This is a genomic window from Sorangium sp. So ce1504 (assembly GCF_051521635.1).
Classification (GTDB): domain Bacteria; phylum Myxococcota_A; class Polyangia; order Polyangiales; family Polyangiaceae; genus Sorangium; species Sorangium cellulosum_B.
On sequence record NZ_CP150365.1, the window covers coordinates 2,352,102 to 2,367,646 of the forward strand.

Annotated in this window: 15 protein-coding genes; 9 read left to right on the forward strand and 6 right to left on the reverse strand. The window is 72.6% G+C overall.

All coding sequences use genetic code 11. The features are described 5' to 3' along the window. Positions 1-47: 47 nt before the first annotated feature. The 3 genes from ftsA to dnaJ all read left to right on the forward strand — a co-directional run bounded on the left by ftsA (position 48) and on the right by dnaJ (position 4,121). Positions 48-1,370, forward strand: coding sequence for a cell division protein FtsA (gene ftsA, locus WMF39_RS09025; protein WP_437745136.1), 1,323 nt, complete (start codon positions 48-50; stop codon positions 1,368-1,370). A gap of 245 nt (positions 1,371-1,615) precedes the next feature. Continuing rightward, the gene (gene ftsZ / locus WMF39_RS09030) at positions 1,616-2,884 is read left to right on the forward strand and encodes a cell division protein FtsZ (protein WP_437745137.1); all 1,269 of its coding nucleotides are present in this window, start codon (positions 1,616-1,618) and stop codon (positions 2,882-2,884) included. A 151-nt stretch (positions 2,885-3,035) separates the two neighbouring features. Next, positions 3,036-4,121: a molecular chaperone DnaJ gene (gene dnaJ / locus WMF39_RS09035; RefSeq protein WP_437534265.1), complete on the forward strand. Its 1,086-nt coding sequence runs from the start codon at positions 3,036-3,038 to the stop codon at positions 4,119-4,121. A 156-nt stretch (positions 4,122-4,277) separates the two neighbouring features. Here the strand turns inward: dnaJ and WMF39_RS09040 are convergent, their stop codons facing one another. The 5 genes from WMF39_RS09040 to WMF39_RS09060 form a co-directional block, all read right to left on the reverse strand. After that, a complete protein-coding gene (locus WMF39_RS09040) occupies positions 4,278-5,444 on the reverse strand; it encodes a PrsW family intramembrane metalloprotease (RefSeq protein ID WP_437745138.1) in 1,167 nt (388 codons plus the stop codon). A gap of 40 nt (positions 5,445-5,484) precedes the next feature. Continuing rightward, positions 5,485-6,351 (reverse strand): hypothetical protein, encoded by an 867-nt coding sequence (locus WMF39_RS09045; RefSeq protein ID WP_437745139.1) that lies wholly within the window; start codon positions 6,349-6,351, stop codon positions 5,485-5,487. Next, the gene (locus tag WMF39_RS09050; protein WP_437745140.1) at positions 6,348-6,587 is read right to left on the reverse strand and encodes a DNA gyrase inhibitor YacG; all 240 of its coding nucleotides are present in this window, start codon (positions 6,585-6,587) and stop codon (positions 6,348-6,350) included. The genes WMF39_RS09045 and WMF39_RS09050 overlap by 4 nt, the downstream gene beginning before the upstream one ends. A 191-nt stretch (positions 6,588-6,778) precedes the next feature. Continuing rightward, positions 6,779-8,203 (reverse strand): trypsin-like peptidase domain-containing protein, encoded by a 1,425-nt coding sequence (locus WMF39_RS09055; RefSeq protein ID WP_437745141.1) that lies wholly within the window; start codon positions 8,201-8,203, stop codon positions 6,779-6,781. Positions 8,204-8,331: 128 nt separating this feature from the next. Beyond that, on the reverse strand, positions 8,332-9,330 hold the full coding sequence (locus WMF39_RS09060; protein WP_437745142.1) for a hypothetical protein: 999 nt from the start codon (positions 9,328-9,330) through the stop codon (positions 8,332-8,334). A 125-nt stretch (positions 9,331-9,455) separates the two neighbouring features. Between WMF39_RS09060 and tsaB the strand changes: the two genes are divergently transcribed. The 5 genes from tsaB (at position 9,456) to recO (ending at position 13,545) form a co-directional block, all read left to right on the forward strand. Next, positions 9,456-10,277, forward strand: coding sequence for a tRNA (adenosine(37)-N6)-threonylcarbamoyltransferase complex dimerization subunit type 1 TsaB (gene tsaB / locus WMF39_RS09065; RefSeq protein ID WP_437745143.1), 822 nt, complete (start codon positions 9,456-9,458; stop codon positions 10,275-10,277). Further along, positions 10,274-11,122, forward strand: a complete 849-nt coding sequence (locus tag WMF39_RS09070) for a Crp/Fnr family transcriptional regulator (RefSeq protein WP_437745144.1) — start codon at positions 10,274-10,276, stop codon at positions 11,120-11,122. Before tsaB ends, WMF39_RS09070 begins: the two co-directional genes overlap by 4 nt. Positions 11,123-11,410: 288 nt before the next feature. Then, positions 11,411-12,223, forward strand: coding sequence for a tetratricopeptide repeat protein (locus WMF39_RS09075; RefSeq protein ID WP_437745145.1), 813 nt, complete (start codon positions 11,411-11,413; stop codon positions 12,221-12,223). A gap of 108 nt (positions 12,224-12,331) precedes the next feature. Then, complete coding sequence (locus WMF39_RS09080; protein ID WP_044964367.1) at positions 12,332-12,766, forward strand: helix-turn-helix domain-containing protein; 435 nt, start codon at positions 12,332-12,334, stop codon at positions 12,764-12,766. A gap of 59 nt (positions 12,767-12,825) precedes the next feature. Next, a complete protein-coding gene (recO, locus tag WMF39_RS09085; protein ID WP_437745146.1) occupies positions 12,826-13,545 on the forward strand; it encodes a DNA repair protein RecO in 720 nt (239 codons plus the stop codon). 80 nt (positions 13,546-13,625) lie between these two features. On the opposite strand, the gene WMF39_RS09090 is transcribed toward recO, so the two are convergent. Beyond that, a complete protein-coding gene (locus tag WMF39_RS09090) occupies positions 13,626-14,798 on the reverse strand; it encodes a UDP-2,3-diacylglucosamine diphosphatase (RefSeq protein ID WP_437745147.1) in 1,173 nt (390 codons plus the stop codon). Positions 14,799-15,064: 266 nt separating this feature from the next. On the opposite strand from WMF39_RS09090, the gene WMF39_RS09095 reads away from it, so the two are divergent. Beyond that, positions 15,065-15,484 (forward strand): hypothetical protein, encoded by a 420-nt coding sequence (locus tag WMF39_RS09095; protein ID WP_437745148.1) that lies wholly within the window; start codon positions 15,065-15,067, stop codon positions 15,482-15,484. Positions 15,485-15,545 lie beyond the last annotated feature (61 nt).

A 15,545-nucleotide genomic window follows, 5' to 3' on the forward strand; every position in this document is an offset into this window, starting at 1 on the left:
GCCTTACACGCGCATGGGGCTCGTCCCCGCATGAGGTGGTGCACGCAATGAAGAGCCGGATGGAGACTACTGAGATCGTCGTCGGACTCGACATCGGGACGACCAAGGTCTCGGCGGTCGTTGGCGAGATCGACGCTGATGGGATCACCATCCTCGGGGTGGGCAACGTCCCGTGCCGCGGCCTGCGGAAGGGCGTGGTGAGCAACATCGACTGGACGGTGCGCTCGATCGCCGAGGCGATCGAGGCCGCCCAGACGATGGCGGGCGTCGAGATCCGCACCGTGTATGCCGGCGTCGCGGGCAGCCACATCCGCTGCCAGCAGTCCGACGGCGTCGCCGCGGTCTCCGGCGGCGAGGTCACGCGTCTGGACGTCGAGCGCGTCCTCGAGGGCGCGCGGGCCATCCCTGTCGACGCCGATCGTCAGATCCTGCACGTCCTGCCGCGCGAGTTCACGGTCGACAACCAGGACGGCATCCGCGACCCGGTCGGGATGAGCGGCGTCCGGCTCGGCGTGAAGGTGAACCTGATCACGGCCGCGACCTCGTGCGTGCAGAACGTCGTCCGCTGCGCGGAGCGCTGCGGCCTCACCGTGGCCGACGTGGTACTGGAGCCGCTCGCCAGCGCCGAGGCGGTGCTCTCCGAGGACGAGAAGGAGATCGGCGTCGCCATCATCGACATCGGCGGCGGTACGACGGACCTGCTCCTCTACGTGGACGGCGGAATCGCGCACGCCAGCGTGATCCCGGCGGGCGGCAACAACGTGACGGCCGACATCGCCGCCGGGCTGCGCACGCCGATGGGCGAGGCCGAGCGCCTGAAGCGCAACGCCGGCTGCGCCCTGGGCCGAATGGTGGGCGACGAGGAGGAGATCGAGGTCCCCGGCGTCGGCGGGCACATGCCGCGCAAGGCGGCGCGCCGCGTCCTGTCGGACATCATCGAGCCGCGCGTCGAGGAGATCTTCGCGGTCATCCGCAAGCGGATCGAGGACACCGGGATGCTCGAGCAGCTCTCGGCCGGCGCGGTGGTCACCGGCGGCGGCGTCCTCATGGAAGGGATGACAGAGTTCGCCGAGGAGATCCTCGGGATGCCCGTGCGCCTCGGCGTGCCGGTCGGCGTGCGAGGCATCACGCAGCTCGTGGCCGGCCCGCAGTACGCGACGGGCGTGGGCCTCGTTCAGTACGGCGCCAACGCACTCGCGCAGGCGCGCGCGCTCACGCCGGTGACGCTCGACGCCGGCCACGCCGGGCGCGCGGAGATCCGTCGCGAGAAGCTCCGCGAGCGCGAGTCGCGTCGAGATGTCGTCGAAGAAATGGCGATTGAAAAGAGGTCGAGCGGGAGGTTCTGGAACTGGCTTCGAGCAGCATTCTAGGCATGACGTGGCAAGAGAAAGTTGTTAGAGAATTGGGTTTGAGAGGATCCGATAGCGCACTGGCGATCCCTCTTGAACGCGAAGTCAAGAGGGTTTGAAGCGCGGTGTTCGAAGGGGAAGAGGCGCCCCTCCGAATGCCGTCCGGAGCGAGGACGTCCTCGCGCACTGAGGGTTCCGCGCCGCTCGACCTCCGTAGGGGTCGGCGCCGGGCCGAGCGGCTAGCTGTACTTCCCCGGGAGGAGTTCATGAGTTTCTCCATCGAGTTTGCCGACGAGCACACCGGGTACGACGCCCGGATCAAGGTCATCGGTTGTGGCGGTTCTGGCGGCAATGCAGTCAACACGATGATCAACTTCGGCCTCGAGGGCGTGGAGTTCATCGTCGTCAACACCGACGCCCAGGCGCTCGGATCGAGCCTCGCCCCGACCAAGCTCCACATCGGAGCGAGCGTCACGCGCGGTCTCGGCGCGGGCGCCGATCCCGAGAAGGGCCGCAAGGCGGCGCTCGAGGACGTGACGCGGGTGAAGGAGTGCCTCCAGGGCGCGGACATGGTGTTCGTCACCGCGGGGATGGGCGGCGGCACGGGCACGGGCGCCGCGCCGGTCATCGCGCAGCTCGCGCGCGAGGAGGGCTGCCTCACCGTCGGCGTCGTGACGAAGCCGTTCTTCTTCGAGGGCAAGCAGCGCTCGCGCCGCGCCGAGCTCGGCCTCGCGATGCTCGCGGAGCACGTCGACACGCTCATCACGATCCCGAACCAGAAGCTCCTCTCGCTGGGCGACGAGGACCTCTCGTTCGTCGAGGCGTTCCGCAAGGCGGACGAGGTGCTCTATCAGGCGATCAAGGGCATCAGCGATCTCATCACGCAGAACGGGATCGTGAACGTCGACTTCGCGGACGTGAAGACGGTGATGTCGAACATGGGCCGCGCGCTCATGGGCACCGGCTGCGCGAAGGGGCAGGGCCGCGCTCGCCTCGCCGCCGAGATGGCCGTCAGCTCGCCGCTGCTCGACGACATCTCGGTCGAGGGCGCGACCGGCGTGCTCATCAACATCGTCGGCGGCCCCGACATGCGGATGCGCGAGATCGAGGAGGCCGCGACGCTCGTGCAGGAGCAGGCGCACGAGGACGCGAACATCATCTTCGGCGCGACGATCGACGAGAACATGGGCGAGATGATCAAGGTGACGGTCATCGCGACCGGCTTCGACCACCTCGTCGCCGAGGTCCCGCAGCAGCTCGCGAGCGCCGCGCAGCCGCGCGCCACCGCGCACTCCATCGGAGCGTCGCTGGCCGCAGCGGCCGGGCCGATGTCGGGCCGCTCCGCCCCGAGCGCTCCTCCCATGCCCATGACGCAGCGCCAGCCGCACCGGCACGAGGAGGTCGCGTATCCGACCACCCGTCGGCCCGCGCCGCAGGTCCAGGCGGCGGGCGGCAGCCCGCGCGACCGCGCGAGCTTCGTCCCTCCGCTCGACGCCGACTGGGACACGCCCGCGTTCCAGCGCCGGGGCCAGTAGAAGCGCCGCAGCCTGCACGGAAGGCGTCCCGGCGCGCAGCCACCGCGGGCGTTCACGCTGTATTACGCGTTGACAGGCGCGCACGACGACTTATGGTCTGCCGGCACCTGTGCCCGCTGTCGGGCAGGATCGACGCGGCGGTCCACGATTCATGAGTGAAAAGCGCGACTTCTACGAAGTTCTTGGCCTCGCGCGAGACGCGACGCCTGACGACATTCGCAAGGCCTATCGTCAGGCTGCGTTGAAGAACCATCCGGACCGGAACCCCGGCGATGCGTCGGCGGAGGCCCGCTTCAAAGAGGCCACCGAGGCGTACCAGGTCCTCTCCGACGAGGAGAAGCGCAGGCGGTACGACCAGTTCGGGCACGCCGGCCTCGAGGGGATCGGCGGCGCGGCCGACGGCGACATCTTCTCCCACTTCCAGGACATCTTCTCGGAGTTCTTCGGCGGCTTCGGCGGCGGGCAGCGCCGGCGGCGCGGGCCCGCGCGCGGCCAGGACATCCGGGTTCAGCAGCGGCTCTCGCTGCGGGACGCCTTGCTCGGCTGCAAGCGGGAGGTCGTCCTGCGGACGCCGGTGGCGTGCGACGACTGCTCCGGCTCGGGGGCGAAGCCAGGGACGAAACGCAAGCCGTGCGGTACGTGCGGCGGCGCCGGGCAGGTCTCGACCTCGCGCGGGTTCGTGATGTTCACCCAGACGTGCCCTGAATGCTCGGGCGAGGGCTCGGTCATCAAGACGCCGTGCGCCACCTGCAAGGGGTTCGGGGCGGTCGAGAAGACGCGGAAGGTCGTCGTCAATTTCCCGGCCGGCATCGACGGCGGCCAGCGGCTCAGGGTGCCGGGCCAGGGCATGCCGGGCGCCCAGGGCGCGCCGCCCGGCGATCTGTACGTCGACGTCGATCTCGCCGCGGACGAGCGCTTCGAGCGCGACGGGCTCGACCTCATCACGCGGGCGCCCATCTCCTTCGCCGACGCGGCTCTCGGCAGCACGGTCAAGATCGACCTGCCGGACGACACGGTCGTCGACGTCGAGGTCCCGGCGGGCGTGCAGCCCGGCGAGGTGATCTCGGTCAAGGGCAAGGGCGCGCCCCGGATCGATGGTCGCGGCCGCGGAGCGCTCCAGGTGGTCATCCAGGTCGAGGTGCCGCGGAACCTGTCGCCCGCAGCGCAGGAGCTGCTCCGCAGGTTCCAGGACGAGGTAGCCAAGCACCAGCCGGCGGCGAAGGCGGCGACCGCGTAGGTCTGCTGGTCGCTCGAGCTCCGGCCAGCGCTGCGGCGGCAGCGGCGCGGGGCGGCGCTGCGTGGCGACGAGGTCGGGGTCGCGCGGGCTCATCGCAGAGCCGACGCCCACCGAACTGGCAGGATTTCCAGCGCCAGGCGCGAGCGTGCGCCGCGCTCAGCGCGTCGTGCCGATCCAGGCGCCCGCGCACGCGAGGCTGAAGGCGATGGGGGCGAGCGCGGCCGCGAACACGACGGCGACGGGGGCCGCGAGGCCGAGCAGCACCAGAGAGCCCAGGATGGCGAGCGCCGCCGAGGCGGCCGGCTCAAGGACGCTGCCCGTCGACGAGGCCCGGGCGACGAGATAACCAGCCAAGGGGAAGGCGGCGATCGCCGCTGCGACGAGCAAGAGGAGCGGCGCCGCCGCGGCGGTCGAGGCGTCGCCCCGGTCCACCGCCGCGAAGTCGACGCCGAAGCGATGGCCGAGCGCGATCGCGATCGCGAGCGCGGTCGTCATCACCCCGACCGTGACGAGCGCGCCGAAGGCGATCCACGTGAGCGTCACCGGTCGTTCGGTGCGCCTGAGCGCCTCACGCAACGTTCCGAGCGACGGCGGAGCGATGCGGGGGAGGAAGCGGCGCTCCCTGCGCTGCGAGCTGTGCGGCGACGCGCCTCGGCGGAGCAGGTCGCGGGCGGCGAGGAAGGTCACGAGGCCGGTGCCGAGGAGCACCGGCGCCGCGATGACGAGCGCGACCGGGCGGCACGCAAAGACGATGTAGTCGTAGGCGCCGTTGAGCACCATCGCGCCGAGCCACGCGGCGTTGAAGCGACGGCCGCCCAGCGGCCGCGTGCGCTCACGGCCCAGCGCGTAGCCCCAGAGCGAGGCGAAGAAGAGGTGCCCCGGCACGGCGAGGAGGGCCCGCGCGATGTCGAGCGGCTCCAGCGGCCGGCCCCACAGGTACACGGCGTTGTGGGCCGACACGAACCCGAGCGCCGCGGCGGCCGCGTACACGAGCCCATCGAACGGCTCCTCCACCGCGCGCAGCCGCGCGATCGGCGCGACGGCCGCCACCTTGAGGCCCTGCTCCAGCGGCGCCGTGACCACGAAGATGTAGACGAGCGTGACGGCGTCGAGCGCGCTGGCGACCTTGTCGACGCCTTGCCAGCGCTGGAGGAACGTCTCGATGAGCAGCGCCGGCACGAACGCGAGCGCGCCGAGCAGCGCCGTCCCCACCGCGAACCGGCGCCTGCCATAGAGGCGCTGCGACCAGACGAGGAGCGCGGCCAGCCCTCCGAGCGGCGCTGCGACGGTGGCGAGCCAGAGGAGCGCGGCGGCGGCGTTCATGGGCGCGAGGGGCGGGGCGGCGGAGCTGGCTTCGCTGCGGCTAGAAGTGGAGGCCGGCGACCGCGGTCAGGGCGAGCGCCGAGCCCACGCTGGAGCCCTCGGCCGCGAGCAGATCGGCCTTGGCTTGCTGAGGCGCGGCGGCTCCGCCCTTGATCCCTTCGATCGCGGCCGAGGAGAGCCCCGGCCTGGTCAGCGCCAGGAGCTCCCAGCTCGCGTTCGCGCCGATCGAGAAGACCGGCGACAGGTAGAGGTCGAGCCCACCGGAGACCCTTCCGTAGAAGCCGCGGATCGCGATGGCGTCGGCCGCGCCGCTCACCGCGCTCTTGACGCTGCCGAGGCCGGCGTAGCCGAAGCCCAGATCGACGTGTGGGTCGAGCTTCCCGAGCGGCAGGTGCATGCCGACCTCGCCGCCCAGGGTGAAGAGCTGCCAGTCGCTGAAGAACCCGACCCGTCCGCGGGCGCCCAGCGTGAAGTACAGGAGCCGGACGCCGGCCCCCGCGCCGATGACACCCCCGTTGGCCGCGCTCGAAACGAACCCGGCCGTGAAGTCGTCCTCGTCGATGTTGAACGTCTGGAGGCCGACGTTCTCGTAGCCTCCCTCGACGTTCAGCCAGACGATCTCGAGGCCGCGCCCCGAGTCCCGCTCCTTGGCCTCGTCGAGGCGCTGCTCTGTGCCGTCGGGGGCGGCGGGCTCCGGCTCGGGCGTGGTCATCGGAGGGGGCGGCGCCAGGCCTCCGGCCTGCATCGATGGATCGTACGGGTTCGGCTGCGCGGCCGCGGCGCCGGCGGGCGAGGCGGCGCTCGGCGAGTTCCCCAAGAGCGGCTGCCCCTGCTGTGCCAGGGCCGCGGACGTCATGGAGGCCGACGTGAGAACGGTGAGCAGGCAAAGCGCGCGACGAGAGATCATTCGTCCTCTTCCTGGATGTTCCCGTCGAGCCCGTCGGTTCGTCCCGTCGATTCCACGGTCTCGGCGTCCCCTGTGGATGAAACGGGCGGGCCAGGCACCCGGTAGCCACCGTCGAGCCAGCGGCCGAGGTCCACCAGCTTGCACTGGGGCGAGCAGAACGGAAAGACCGGGTTCTCGGGCCTGGGCCCCGCCGACTTGCGGCAAATCGGGCACCTCGCGCCTGCCAAAGCTCCCATGCGGCGTAACGTAGCAGCGTCCATTGCGGGCATGTAGCCCGCGCTCGGTGAGCAGTGGGCCCGCGCTCGGTGAGCAGTGGGCCCGCGCTCGGTGAGCAGTGGGCCCGCGCTCGCCGGCATGTGGCCAGTGCTCGGTGAGTGTGTCGCCCGCGCCCAGCGCGCTGGACCGAGGTCGCTGGAGCGATGCCCGCTCAGCGCGCCGGGACCGCGAGGTAGCGGGGCGCCCCGTGGCGCCGTACCCGCAACAGGAGATCCTTGTGTGCCGCCGCGCCCAGGCGCGCGGTCAGGTCGGCGCCGCCCCGCACCGGCGCGCCGTTCAGGTCGAGCACCACGTCGCCCACCTCGAGGCGGCCAGCCGCAGGGCTCCGAGGCGCGATCGACTCGATGCGCGCACCTTCCAGGGCGTCGCTCGCCAGCACGCCGAACGGCGGCTGCTCGGCGTCCCTCGGCGCGCGATCCTCCAGCGCGCGCCAGCTCGACGATGGCTCGTGGGGGGCCGAGGGATCGAGCTTCATCGTCGCGCGCCGGTCCGCGCCGTCGCGCTTGTAGATCAGCTCCACCTCGTCTCCCGGCTTGGCTCGCCGGAGCATGCGCGCGAGCTCGCGCGCGTGCTCGACGCGGTGCCCCTCGACCGACGTGATCACGTCGCCCGGCCTGAAGCCCAGCCGCGATCCGGGGCCCTCCGGCTCGACCTCCGTGATCAGCGCGCCCATCCGCCCTGGCAGCCGGAGCACCCGCGCGAGCTGCGAGGTCACCTCCTGGAAGCTGATCCCGATGCGCCCCCGGTCCACGCGGCCCGTCTCCCGCAGCTCGGGCAGGATCTCGAGCACCTCGTCGATCGGCAGGGCGAAGCTGATGCCGCGGCCATCGGCGTGGATCGCCGTCGCGATGCCGATCACCTGCCCCGTGGCGTCGAAGAGCGGCCCGCCGCTGTTTCCCGGGTTGATGGCGGCGTCGGTCTGGAGGAAGCCGTCGAGGTTCCCCGTGCCCATGGGCCTCGACGTCGCGCTGATGATGCCCCGGGTCACGGTCGGTCCGAGCCCGAACGGGCTCCCGATCACGATGACGCCGTCGCCAGGCCGAACCGGCGCGCTCGATCCGAGGGAGGCGACCCGCAGCGACCCCGCTCCGAGCAGCTTCAACAGCGCCACGTCGAGCGTCGGATCCCGCCCGACCACGGTCGCCTCGAAGGCGCGCTCGTCCGAGAGCTGCACCTCGATGCCGAACGCGTCGCCGATCACGTGATCGCTCGTCAGCACGAGCCCTTCTTCGGCGATCACGAACCCGGATCCGATCGCCCGCTCCACCCGCTGCACACGGCCATCGAACGGGAGCGCCGGGCCCGCGCGCCCGTCTGGAAACGAGGGCGCGCGCAGGGTGGTGACGGTCACCACCACCGGCCGCACCTGCTCGATCAGCGCAGGCAGGGTCATCGCGCCGCGGGCCGCTGGCGGCTCGGGCGGCGATTCCGCGCGCAGGACCGAGCACGGCGCGCTCGCCGCGCCGCGGGGCGATGGAGGGGGCGAGAGCGCGGCTGCCCGGTCGTCGCAGGCAGCGAGCGGTGCGGTCCCGAGGAACCCGACACACGCCCATGCGGCAGCGCGGAGCCGTCCCACGGGCCGGACGTAGAGCCTCGAGGCGCGACCGCAAGCGCGCAAGGACCGGCCGCTGGAAAGCGCTCCGCGCCGCGGCCGAGCTGCTCCGTGGGCCGGACGAGGCGGCGCACGCGCGGCCCGCTGGCCGCTCAGCCAGGAGGCGCGCCTCGCGCGGCCTCCGTGCGCACCACCTGGACGACGACCTCCACCAGGCGACCGCCGGGCTGGACGAACGACGCCTTGCCGCGCCCCCCTTCGAAGCGCCACGCCAGATCGGCAGGGGCGCCTGTCTCTCCCGCGCCTTCGCCGACGCGGACGACGGCGCTCACCTCCAGCGTCTGCTTCCCCGCCGTCACGGCGCCCCGCGCCACCGCGAACGTCCCGCCGCCGAGCAGCGCGATTGTCCGCTTCGTCAGGTTGCTCAGGTGTCGCGCGGGCTCTTCCCCTCCGGGCTCCGGACGCCACGTTGCGATGTGCCCGGCGTCGTCGATGTCGATCACGAAGCGCGCCTTCCCCGCGCTTCCGGGCGGGAGCGTCGCCCAGATCGGATCCGCCTGGCACGCGGGCGGGATGGCCCTCGTGAAGGCGCGCCCGAGGTTGCGCACAGCGCTGACGCCGGCCGCCCCGAAGTCGCCCTCGCCGTCCTCTCCGGCGCCAGCGCTCGTCCGCGCGGCGGCGGAGCGCGCCGGTGCGCCGGCTTCCCCGTTCGCCGCGGGCTCCCGGCGTCGCTCCGCGGGCCGGGGCGTCGCCTTGGGCCGGGGCGTCGCCTTGGGCGGGGGCGCTGCCGGGCCGCGCGGCGCGGCCGCCATGGGCGGCGCCGGCTCGCCGCCGGCCTCTGCGGGGCGCTCTGCAGGCGCCGTGGGCCGGCTGGCATCGGCCGGAGCGCGCGCCGTTGGCATGCTCGTCGGCTCGCCGCGCTCGCCGGCCTCGTCGCGCCCGCCGCGAGCGTCGCTCGGGCGCGCCGCGCCACCGCTGCCCGGCAGCGCGGCCGTGAGCCCGGTCCAGAGATCGATCGGCTCGCGCTCCGCCGCTGGCTCGGCGGGATCGCTGGCGGGCAGCTCCGGCCCGAGCCGCGCCGAGCTCCACGCGCCCAGATGGACGAGCGCCGATACGAGGAGCGCCGGCAGCATCGCTCGTTGATCGCGCATCGGCTCGCACCCCGCCCTTCGGCCCAGTCGGACGCGCAGCGGCCCCAGCGCCTCGCCGAAGCTCGTTGCCCTTGGCCCGAGGTTCTGCCAGACAGCATCGCGGCTGCAACGTTCCCGAGCGCGCCTTGAAGCTCCTCGCCCTCTCGACCTCGACCCCGCGCGGCAGCGCCGCCCTCTTCGAAGCAGCGGACGTGGACCTGCACGCCGAGGCGGCGGCGTCGCGGGGCGGTGCGCTTTCCACCGCCGGCCTCGCCGCGGCGCCGGCGGCCGGCGCGCGGCTGCTCGCGGCGACGACCTACGCCGACCTGCACGGGCACGCAGAGCGCATCTTCGGAGCCGTCGACGAGGTGCTCGCCGCGGCAGGCCTACCGGCCGCCGCGGTGCAGGCGCTCGGCTGCGACGTGGGGCCCGGCTCGTTCACCGGGGTCCGGGTGGCGGTCGCGGCGGCCAAGGGCGTCGCGCTGGCGCTGGACGTCCCGGTCGCCGGCGTCACATCGCTCGAGGCGATGGCCGCCGCCGCCTTCGCTGCTGGCGCGGCGGGCCCCGGCGATCTCCTGGTCCCGCTGATCGACGCCAAGAAGGGGGAGGTCTTCCTGGCGGCCTTCGATGCGCCCGCGGCGGCGCCTTCGATCCCGCCGCGCCACCTGCCGCGCGACGCGGTGTTCGATGTCGTGGCCGAGCTCGCCGCGGGGCGCCGCATCGTCGTCGTCGGCGCCGTCGCCGAGGAGATCGAGGCGCTCCGGCCGCTCGCCGCGCGGGGCGACGCCCTGGATTTTCCCGACGCGACATGGATCGGACGCCTCGCGATCGACCGGCTCCGGGCGGCCGCCGCGGGCGGCGAGCGCGGGCCAGCGGCGGCCCCGCACGATCCGGCGCTCCTGGAGCCGCTCTATGTGCGCGCGCCGGACGCGAAGCCGGCCGAGCTGGGATACACTCCGCCCCGATGATCAGCTCGCCTGAAGGGGACGGCGTCGCACCCGACGCGGAGCGCGAGGCCTCGAGCCCCAGCGACGCGGAGCGCGCTCCGCCGCCCGCCGCGGCAGCGGAGCCTGCTGGCTCTCCCTCCGTCCCCGCCGCGTCGCGCGACGAGCCCGCCGCCCCGTCCGCCCCCGTGGAGTCGGCCGAGCCGGGGCCCGATCCCGAGCGGCTCCGCGCCCGGTTCGGCCGCCCGTTCGAGGCCGGCGACGTCATCTTCCGCGAGGGCGAGCCCGGGACCGAGGCGTACCTCCTCGAGGAAGGGCGGGTCCGGCTCATCAAGAAGGTCCGCGGCGCCGAGCGCAGCTTGATGGTCCTGAAGCCCGGCGATCTGTTCGGCGAATCCGCGCTCCTCGGCGGCGCGGCGCGCTCGTCGACGGCGATCGCGCTCTCCCGCGGGGTCGCGCTCGCGCTCGATCAGGGCACGCTGCAGAACCTCGTCGAGCGCAACCCGGCCGTCGCGCTGCGCATCATCAAGCAGCTCGTCGGTCGGCTCCGCGACGCGGAGGACCAGATCGAGATCATGATGCTCAACGACACGCAGTCGAAGGTCGTGAACGCGCTCCTCAAGCTCGCGCAGCAGTCGCGCGCCACCGGCGGCGCCGCATCGAACGGCGCCTCGTTCGCGATCTCGCCGATGGAGCTGTCCACCCGCGTCGGCCTCGACGTCGACACGGTGAAGCGCGCCGTCCAGCAGCTCCGGGAGGGCCAGTACCTGCGCGTCGCTGACGAGCGCCTCGAGATCCCGGATATCGAAGCGCTGCGGAGGTTGTTCGGCCTGCTGGGTCTCAAGGACGAGATCCGTGGCGAACAGTGACGAGCAGGAACCGCCTGCGCCGCCATCCTACGCCGACCTGACAATTGCTGGAAGCCGAATCGGGATCCTGAGAACGCGCCGCGTCTTCCTGGGAGATTCGCAGGTTGACGTGACAAGCGGCCTGGTTTACTCAGGGTTCCCCGCAGGGCAGGCGAAGTCCCGTCCTGACAATGTGCCGCGCCGCGGCATCGTCCGGCAGCGGATTCAAGATCGCACATGACCTCGCAGCGACACAGGACAGCAGCGACCCGCGCGGGGTGCATCCCCAGCGCGGCTGCTGTCGTGTCGATGGGGTCGCTGTTGTCGTTTGCGTCCGTCGCGTCCGTCGCGTCCATTGCGCCGCTCGCGCTCGCGTCGTGCGGTGGCGCGCAGCCCTCGGCGCAGACGAGCGACGCGCGGTCGCTCGCGGAATATGATCTCGCGCGCGACTCGTTCCAGCGCGGCCGCCTGCGCGAGGCGCTGGCGCACGTCGAGCAGGCGCTCTCGCACGACGAGGACAACGCCGAGGCGTCCTATCTCGGCGCCTTGATCCTGCTCGGCTTCTGCGCGGGTGATGCCCACTCCAGCGACTGCCGCTTCGACAGCGCCGAGAAGATGGCGCGGCGGGCCCTCGAGGCGAACCCGGAGATGCGGGACGCGAAGAACGCGCTGGGCGTCATCCTCGTGCATCAGCGGCGCTACGACGAGGCAATCGCGGTGCTCAAGCCGCTGACCGAGGACATCCTGTACGCCTCGCCGGAGAAGTCGTGGGGCAACCTGGGCTGGGCGTACCTGCTCAAGGGCAGGAACGACGAGGCGATCGACGCGCTACGCCGCGCGATTGCCGCGCAGCCGCTCTTCTGCGTGGGGCAGTACCGGCTCGGCCTCGCCTACGAGAAGCGAGGCGAGCTCGATCTGGCGCGCGAGGCGCTGACGAGGGCGGTCGAGACCGACCAGCCGGAGTGCACGCGGCTGCAGGACGCGTTCGACGCGCGCGCCCGCATCGCCGAGAAGAGGGGGCTCGTGGACGACGCGCGCGCCGATCTCGAGCGGTGCCGGGAGATCAACGCGACGACGCCCGTGGGGCAGCGCTGCGCTGCACAGTTACAGACGTTGCAATAGGGCCTCGGCGCGCCGCTCTCCGAGAAGTACCGCGGGGTGCGCTAGGGGGTTGAGCAACGGTTCTCAGGGTGAGTAGAGTGACGACCGAATGACGATGGGTGGAATGGGATGGAGTCGATCGGACGCTACCTGAGACGCACGCGTGAGGCTCGAGCCATGAGCGTGGAGGAAGTCGCCCGCGCCACGCGCATCCCGGTGATCTCCATCGAGCGAATCGAGGCAGATCATTTCGACGACCTGCCCGGCGAGGTGTTCGTTCGCGGGTTCTTGAAGGCGTACGCTCGCGCGGTCTCGCTCCCGATGGAGGAGGTGTTGGCCCGATATACGGCGAGCCGCCGGATCGCGCTGGTGACACCGCTGCCCATCGCGGCGCCCGCGCGCCGCACCCAGAGCAGGCGCTTCGGGGTCGCGATCGCGTTCGTGTTGCTGCTCATCCTCTTCACGCTGGCGCTCAGCATCGTGCTCAGGCCCCGCGGCCACGACATGCCGCCGGAGCTGTCGGAGGGCACGCTCGCGAGGGCTCGTACCTCCCTCTCGGCCTGAGGGCCAAATTTTCGCCGGGCGCTCGCGCGCGGTTCGCGCCATAACCGCCGGTACCTGCCATGCCTCGATCGGTTCGCCCGCGGACGGAGCGCCTCCGGACCGGGGCGCTTCTGGTCCGGCGTGTCCCTTTCGGTGAAGCCGACCTCCTGGTCGGGCTCTTCACCGAGCAGGGGGGGCTCATCTCTGCCACGGCGCGCGGCGCGCGCCGCTCGGCCAAGCGCTTCCCGGCGCTCGAGCCGATGCACCTGCTCCGCGTGACGCTGGAGATCCGTCCGGGCGCGGAGCTCGCCCAGCTCACGGAAGCGGCGATCGAGCGCCCGCGCCTGCGCCTCGCGGGGGATCTCGGACGCCTCGAGGTGGCCGGGCGCGCGCTGCGCTGGGTGCGGGAGATCGCGCCGGCGCACACCGCCGAGCAGGCGGCGTGGAGCGAGCTGAACCAGCTGCTCGACCGCCTCGACGAGGTGTCCACTGCCCCTCCCCAGGCGCTGCTCGTGGAGACCGGCCTGCGCCTGCTCGTCGCGTTCGGCTGGGGCCTCGAGCTCACGCAGTGCGTCCGTTGCGGGCGCGCCTGCGACACGACGCAGTCGGCCTGTGCCGACCCGGCGCGCGGCGGCCTCGTCTGCCGGGCCTGTGGCGGCGGTCCTGTCGTGCTGCGGCCGGAGCCGAGGGAGCGGCTGCTGGCAGCGATGCTCGGCGGCGCGCCGATCCCGGAAGAGGACGTCCCGCTCGCGCTCGACCTCGTCGAGGGCGCGCTCACGGCGCACGCGAGTGGGGGCTAGAGCGACCGACGGCCGCCCGTCTCCTGCGCGGGCGGCCGCCGCTCGGCGGCTCTTCTAGTGGTTCGGATGGTGGTTCGGAGTCACGCCACGGCTCTCCAGAAGCGGGTCATCGCGCGCGGTGCTTCCGGCGGCCCCTCGATCTCCACGTAGGGCCGGCCGGGCGCGGCGCGAGGGAACGAGAAGCTCCCGGTGTTCGCGTAGCCGTCGCCGAGCGCCTCGCGGTGCGTGTGGCCGAAGACGACCAGCTTCGCGCCGGTCGTCCTCGCGACGCGGCCAGCGCTCTCGGCCAGGCGCTCGGTGACCGTGCCGGCGTAGCGGTTGTGCCCGTTCGCCCAGCTCGCGCCCATCAGCAGCGCGCCGAGCCCGAGCGCCGCGGCGCCGGTCTCCCGCGCGCCGAGCCCGAGCGCCGCGATCCCGGCGCCCATCGACAGCGTCGCGATCACGCGATCGAAGTACAGCCGCGTGAACGTGCGCGCTGCGCTCTCCAGGGTCGGCGTGGCCCCGAGCCCGACGAGCGCGTCTGCCATCGCGCGCGGCACCCCGAGCTCGTGCGCGAAGCGCTCCATGGCCGCGGCGCCCACCGTGGCTTCGCCTCCCGCGCGGTAGAGCGGGCCGCTCTTCAACATCGCGCCGATCGCCGCGTGGAAGTAGCGGTAGATGACGTAGGGCGCGCGAGGGCCGTACCAGGTGAACGCCGAGAGGAACAAGCTGAGCGGCGTCTGATCGTTCGCCTGCAGATAGCGGTGCGCGCCGGTCGGCGCGATGAACTCCTCGACGAAGTGAACGCCGAGGCTGCGCTCACCGACCACGAGCGGGTGAGCCGGGGCGTTGTCAGGATCGTACAGGTGGCCGTGCTCCAGATGGATCGCCCCCTCGCGGAAGAACCAGGGCGTCGTCCGGAGCCGCGACCGTGCCTCGCCGGTCACCTCGAGCGCCTCCGCCAGCGCCACGGGGAAGTCGGGCGCCCCGACCTCGGCGTCGTGGTTGCCACCCGCCAGCCAGAGCTCGCCGCCGCGGTCGAGGTGCTCGGCGAGCGCCGCCCGCGCGGTCGGGTGCGCGAGGAGCGCCTCGCGCAGCGCGCGCGGCCGGGGCATCCAGGGCGACTCGGAGGAGAGATCGAACAGATCGCCCGCGACCACGATGCGTGCCCCCCGGTGGGCCTCCACGAACCGGGCAAGATCGGCGGTCACGTCGCGCGGCGTCTGGCGCACGAGATGGAGATCGGCGAGCACGACTGTGCGGCGCTGCGTCATAACCTTCCTTATCCATCACGTCCGTCCAGGCGCTGCAACTCGCCGCCAGCCACGCGATCTCGGCTGGTGGCCATGTGGACGAGGGCTGCCCACCGAGCTCAGCGTTCCACCGAGCTCAGCGCCCGTCTGTCACATCCGTGACGCTCGCGTCGCGGCCCGATGTCGCTGCCGGGATGCGGCGCTTCATCGCTTCATCACCGTCACCGTTGCCGCGCGGCCCTGGCACGGGCTCGACGCCTGCGCCGCTGCGTCCCATGCAAGCGGGCATGGAAGGCTCGGCGCGGACGCGACCCTCGGCCCAGCGGGTGAACGGTGGACTGCTCGCAGAGATCACCCGTGCCCTGAGGGGCAAGGACATCGAGGCCCTCTCCCGGATCTACGCGGAAGACGCCGTGATCGAGGAGGTGAGCAGCCGCGATCCGCCGGCCCACCCCAGCGTCACCAGCGGGAGGCACGCGATCCTGGAGCGGCTCAAGAGCGACCTCTTCCGCGATCCGGTCTCGGGCTGGGAGCGCCAGCTCGACACGACGGAGATCCTGGACGGAATCGAGACCGACGAGGGGCTGGCGTACATGGAAGTGCGCGTCTATGCGGCCGGCGATCGGGTCGTCGCGCAGCACCTGGCCCGCAAGAAGAACGGCCTCATCGGCCACGATCGCGTCGTCGTCGCCTGGGACGCGGACTGAGCCAGCGCCAGCGAGCGGCGGCGCCCTCACGCGCTGGCGAGGGCTGCGCTGCTCGCGCGGC

What these genes read in the sequence shown, in the direction of transcription:
- recO (WP_437745146.1), top strand. Translation starts at nt 12,826, where the DNA reads ATGCCTCGATCGGTTCGCCCGCGGACGGAGCGCCTCCGGACCGGGGCG.
- WMF39_RS09080 (WP_044964367.1), top strand. Translation starts at nt 12,332, where the DNA reads ATGGAGTCGATCGGACGCTACCTGAGACGCACGCGTGAGGCTCGAGCC.
- ftsZ (WP_437745137.1), top strand. Translation starts at nt 1,616, where the DNA reads ATGAGTTTCTCCATCGAGTTTGCCGACGAGCACACCGGGTACGACGCC.
- ftsA (WP_437745136.1), top strand. Translation starts at nt 48, where the DNA reads ATGAAGAGCCGGATGGAGACTACTGAGATCGTCGTCGGACTCGACATC.
- WMF39_RS09060 (WP_437745142.1), bottom strand. Translation starts at nt 9,330, where the DNA reads ATGCGCGATCAACGAGCGATGCTGCCGGCGCTCCTCGTATCGGCGCTC.
- WMF39_RS09070 (WP_437745144.1), top strand. Translation starts at nt 10,274, where the DNA reads ATGATCAGCTCGCCTGAAGGGGACGGCGTCGCACCCGACGCGGAGCGC.
- WMF39_RS09075 (WP_437745145.1), top strand. Translation starts at nt 11,411, where the DNA reads ATGGGGTCGCTGTTGTCGTTTGCGTCCGTCGCGTCCGTCGCGTCCATT.
- WMF39_RS09050 (WP_437745140.1), bottom strand. Translation starts at nt 6,587, where the DNA reads ATGGGAGCTTTGGCAGGCGCGAGGTGCCCGATTTGCCGCAAGTCGGCG.
- WMF39_RS09090 (WP_437745147.1), bottom strand. Translation starts at nt 14,798, where the DNA reads ATGACGCAGCGCCGCACAGTCGTGCTCGCCGATCTCCATCTCGTGCGC.
- WMF39_RS09040 (WP_437745138.1), bottom strand. Translation starts at nt 5,444, where the DNA reads ATGAACGCCGCCGCCGCGCTCCTCTGGCTCGCCACCGTCGCAGCGCCG.
- WMF39_RS09095 (WP_437745148.1), top strand. Translation starts at nt 15,065, where the DNA reads ATGGAAGGCTCGGCGCGGACGCGACCCTCGGCCCAGCGGGTGAACGGT.
- dnaJ (WP_437534265.1), top strand. Translation starts at nt 3,036, where the DNA reads ATGAGTGAAAAGCGCGACTTCTACGAAGTTCTTGGCCTCGCGCGAGAC.
- WMF39_RS09045 (WP_437745139.1), bottom strand. Translation starts at nt 6,351, where the DNA reads ATGATCTCTCGTCGCGCGCTTTGCCTGCTCACCGTTCTCACGTCGGCC.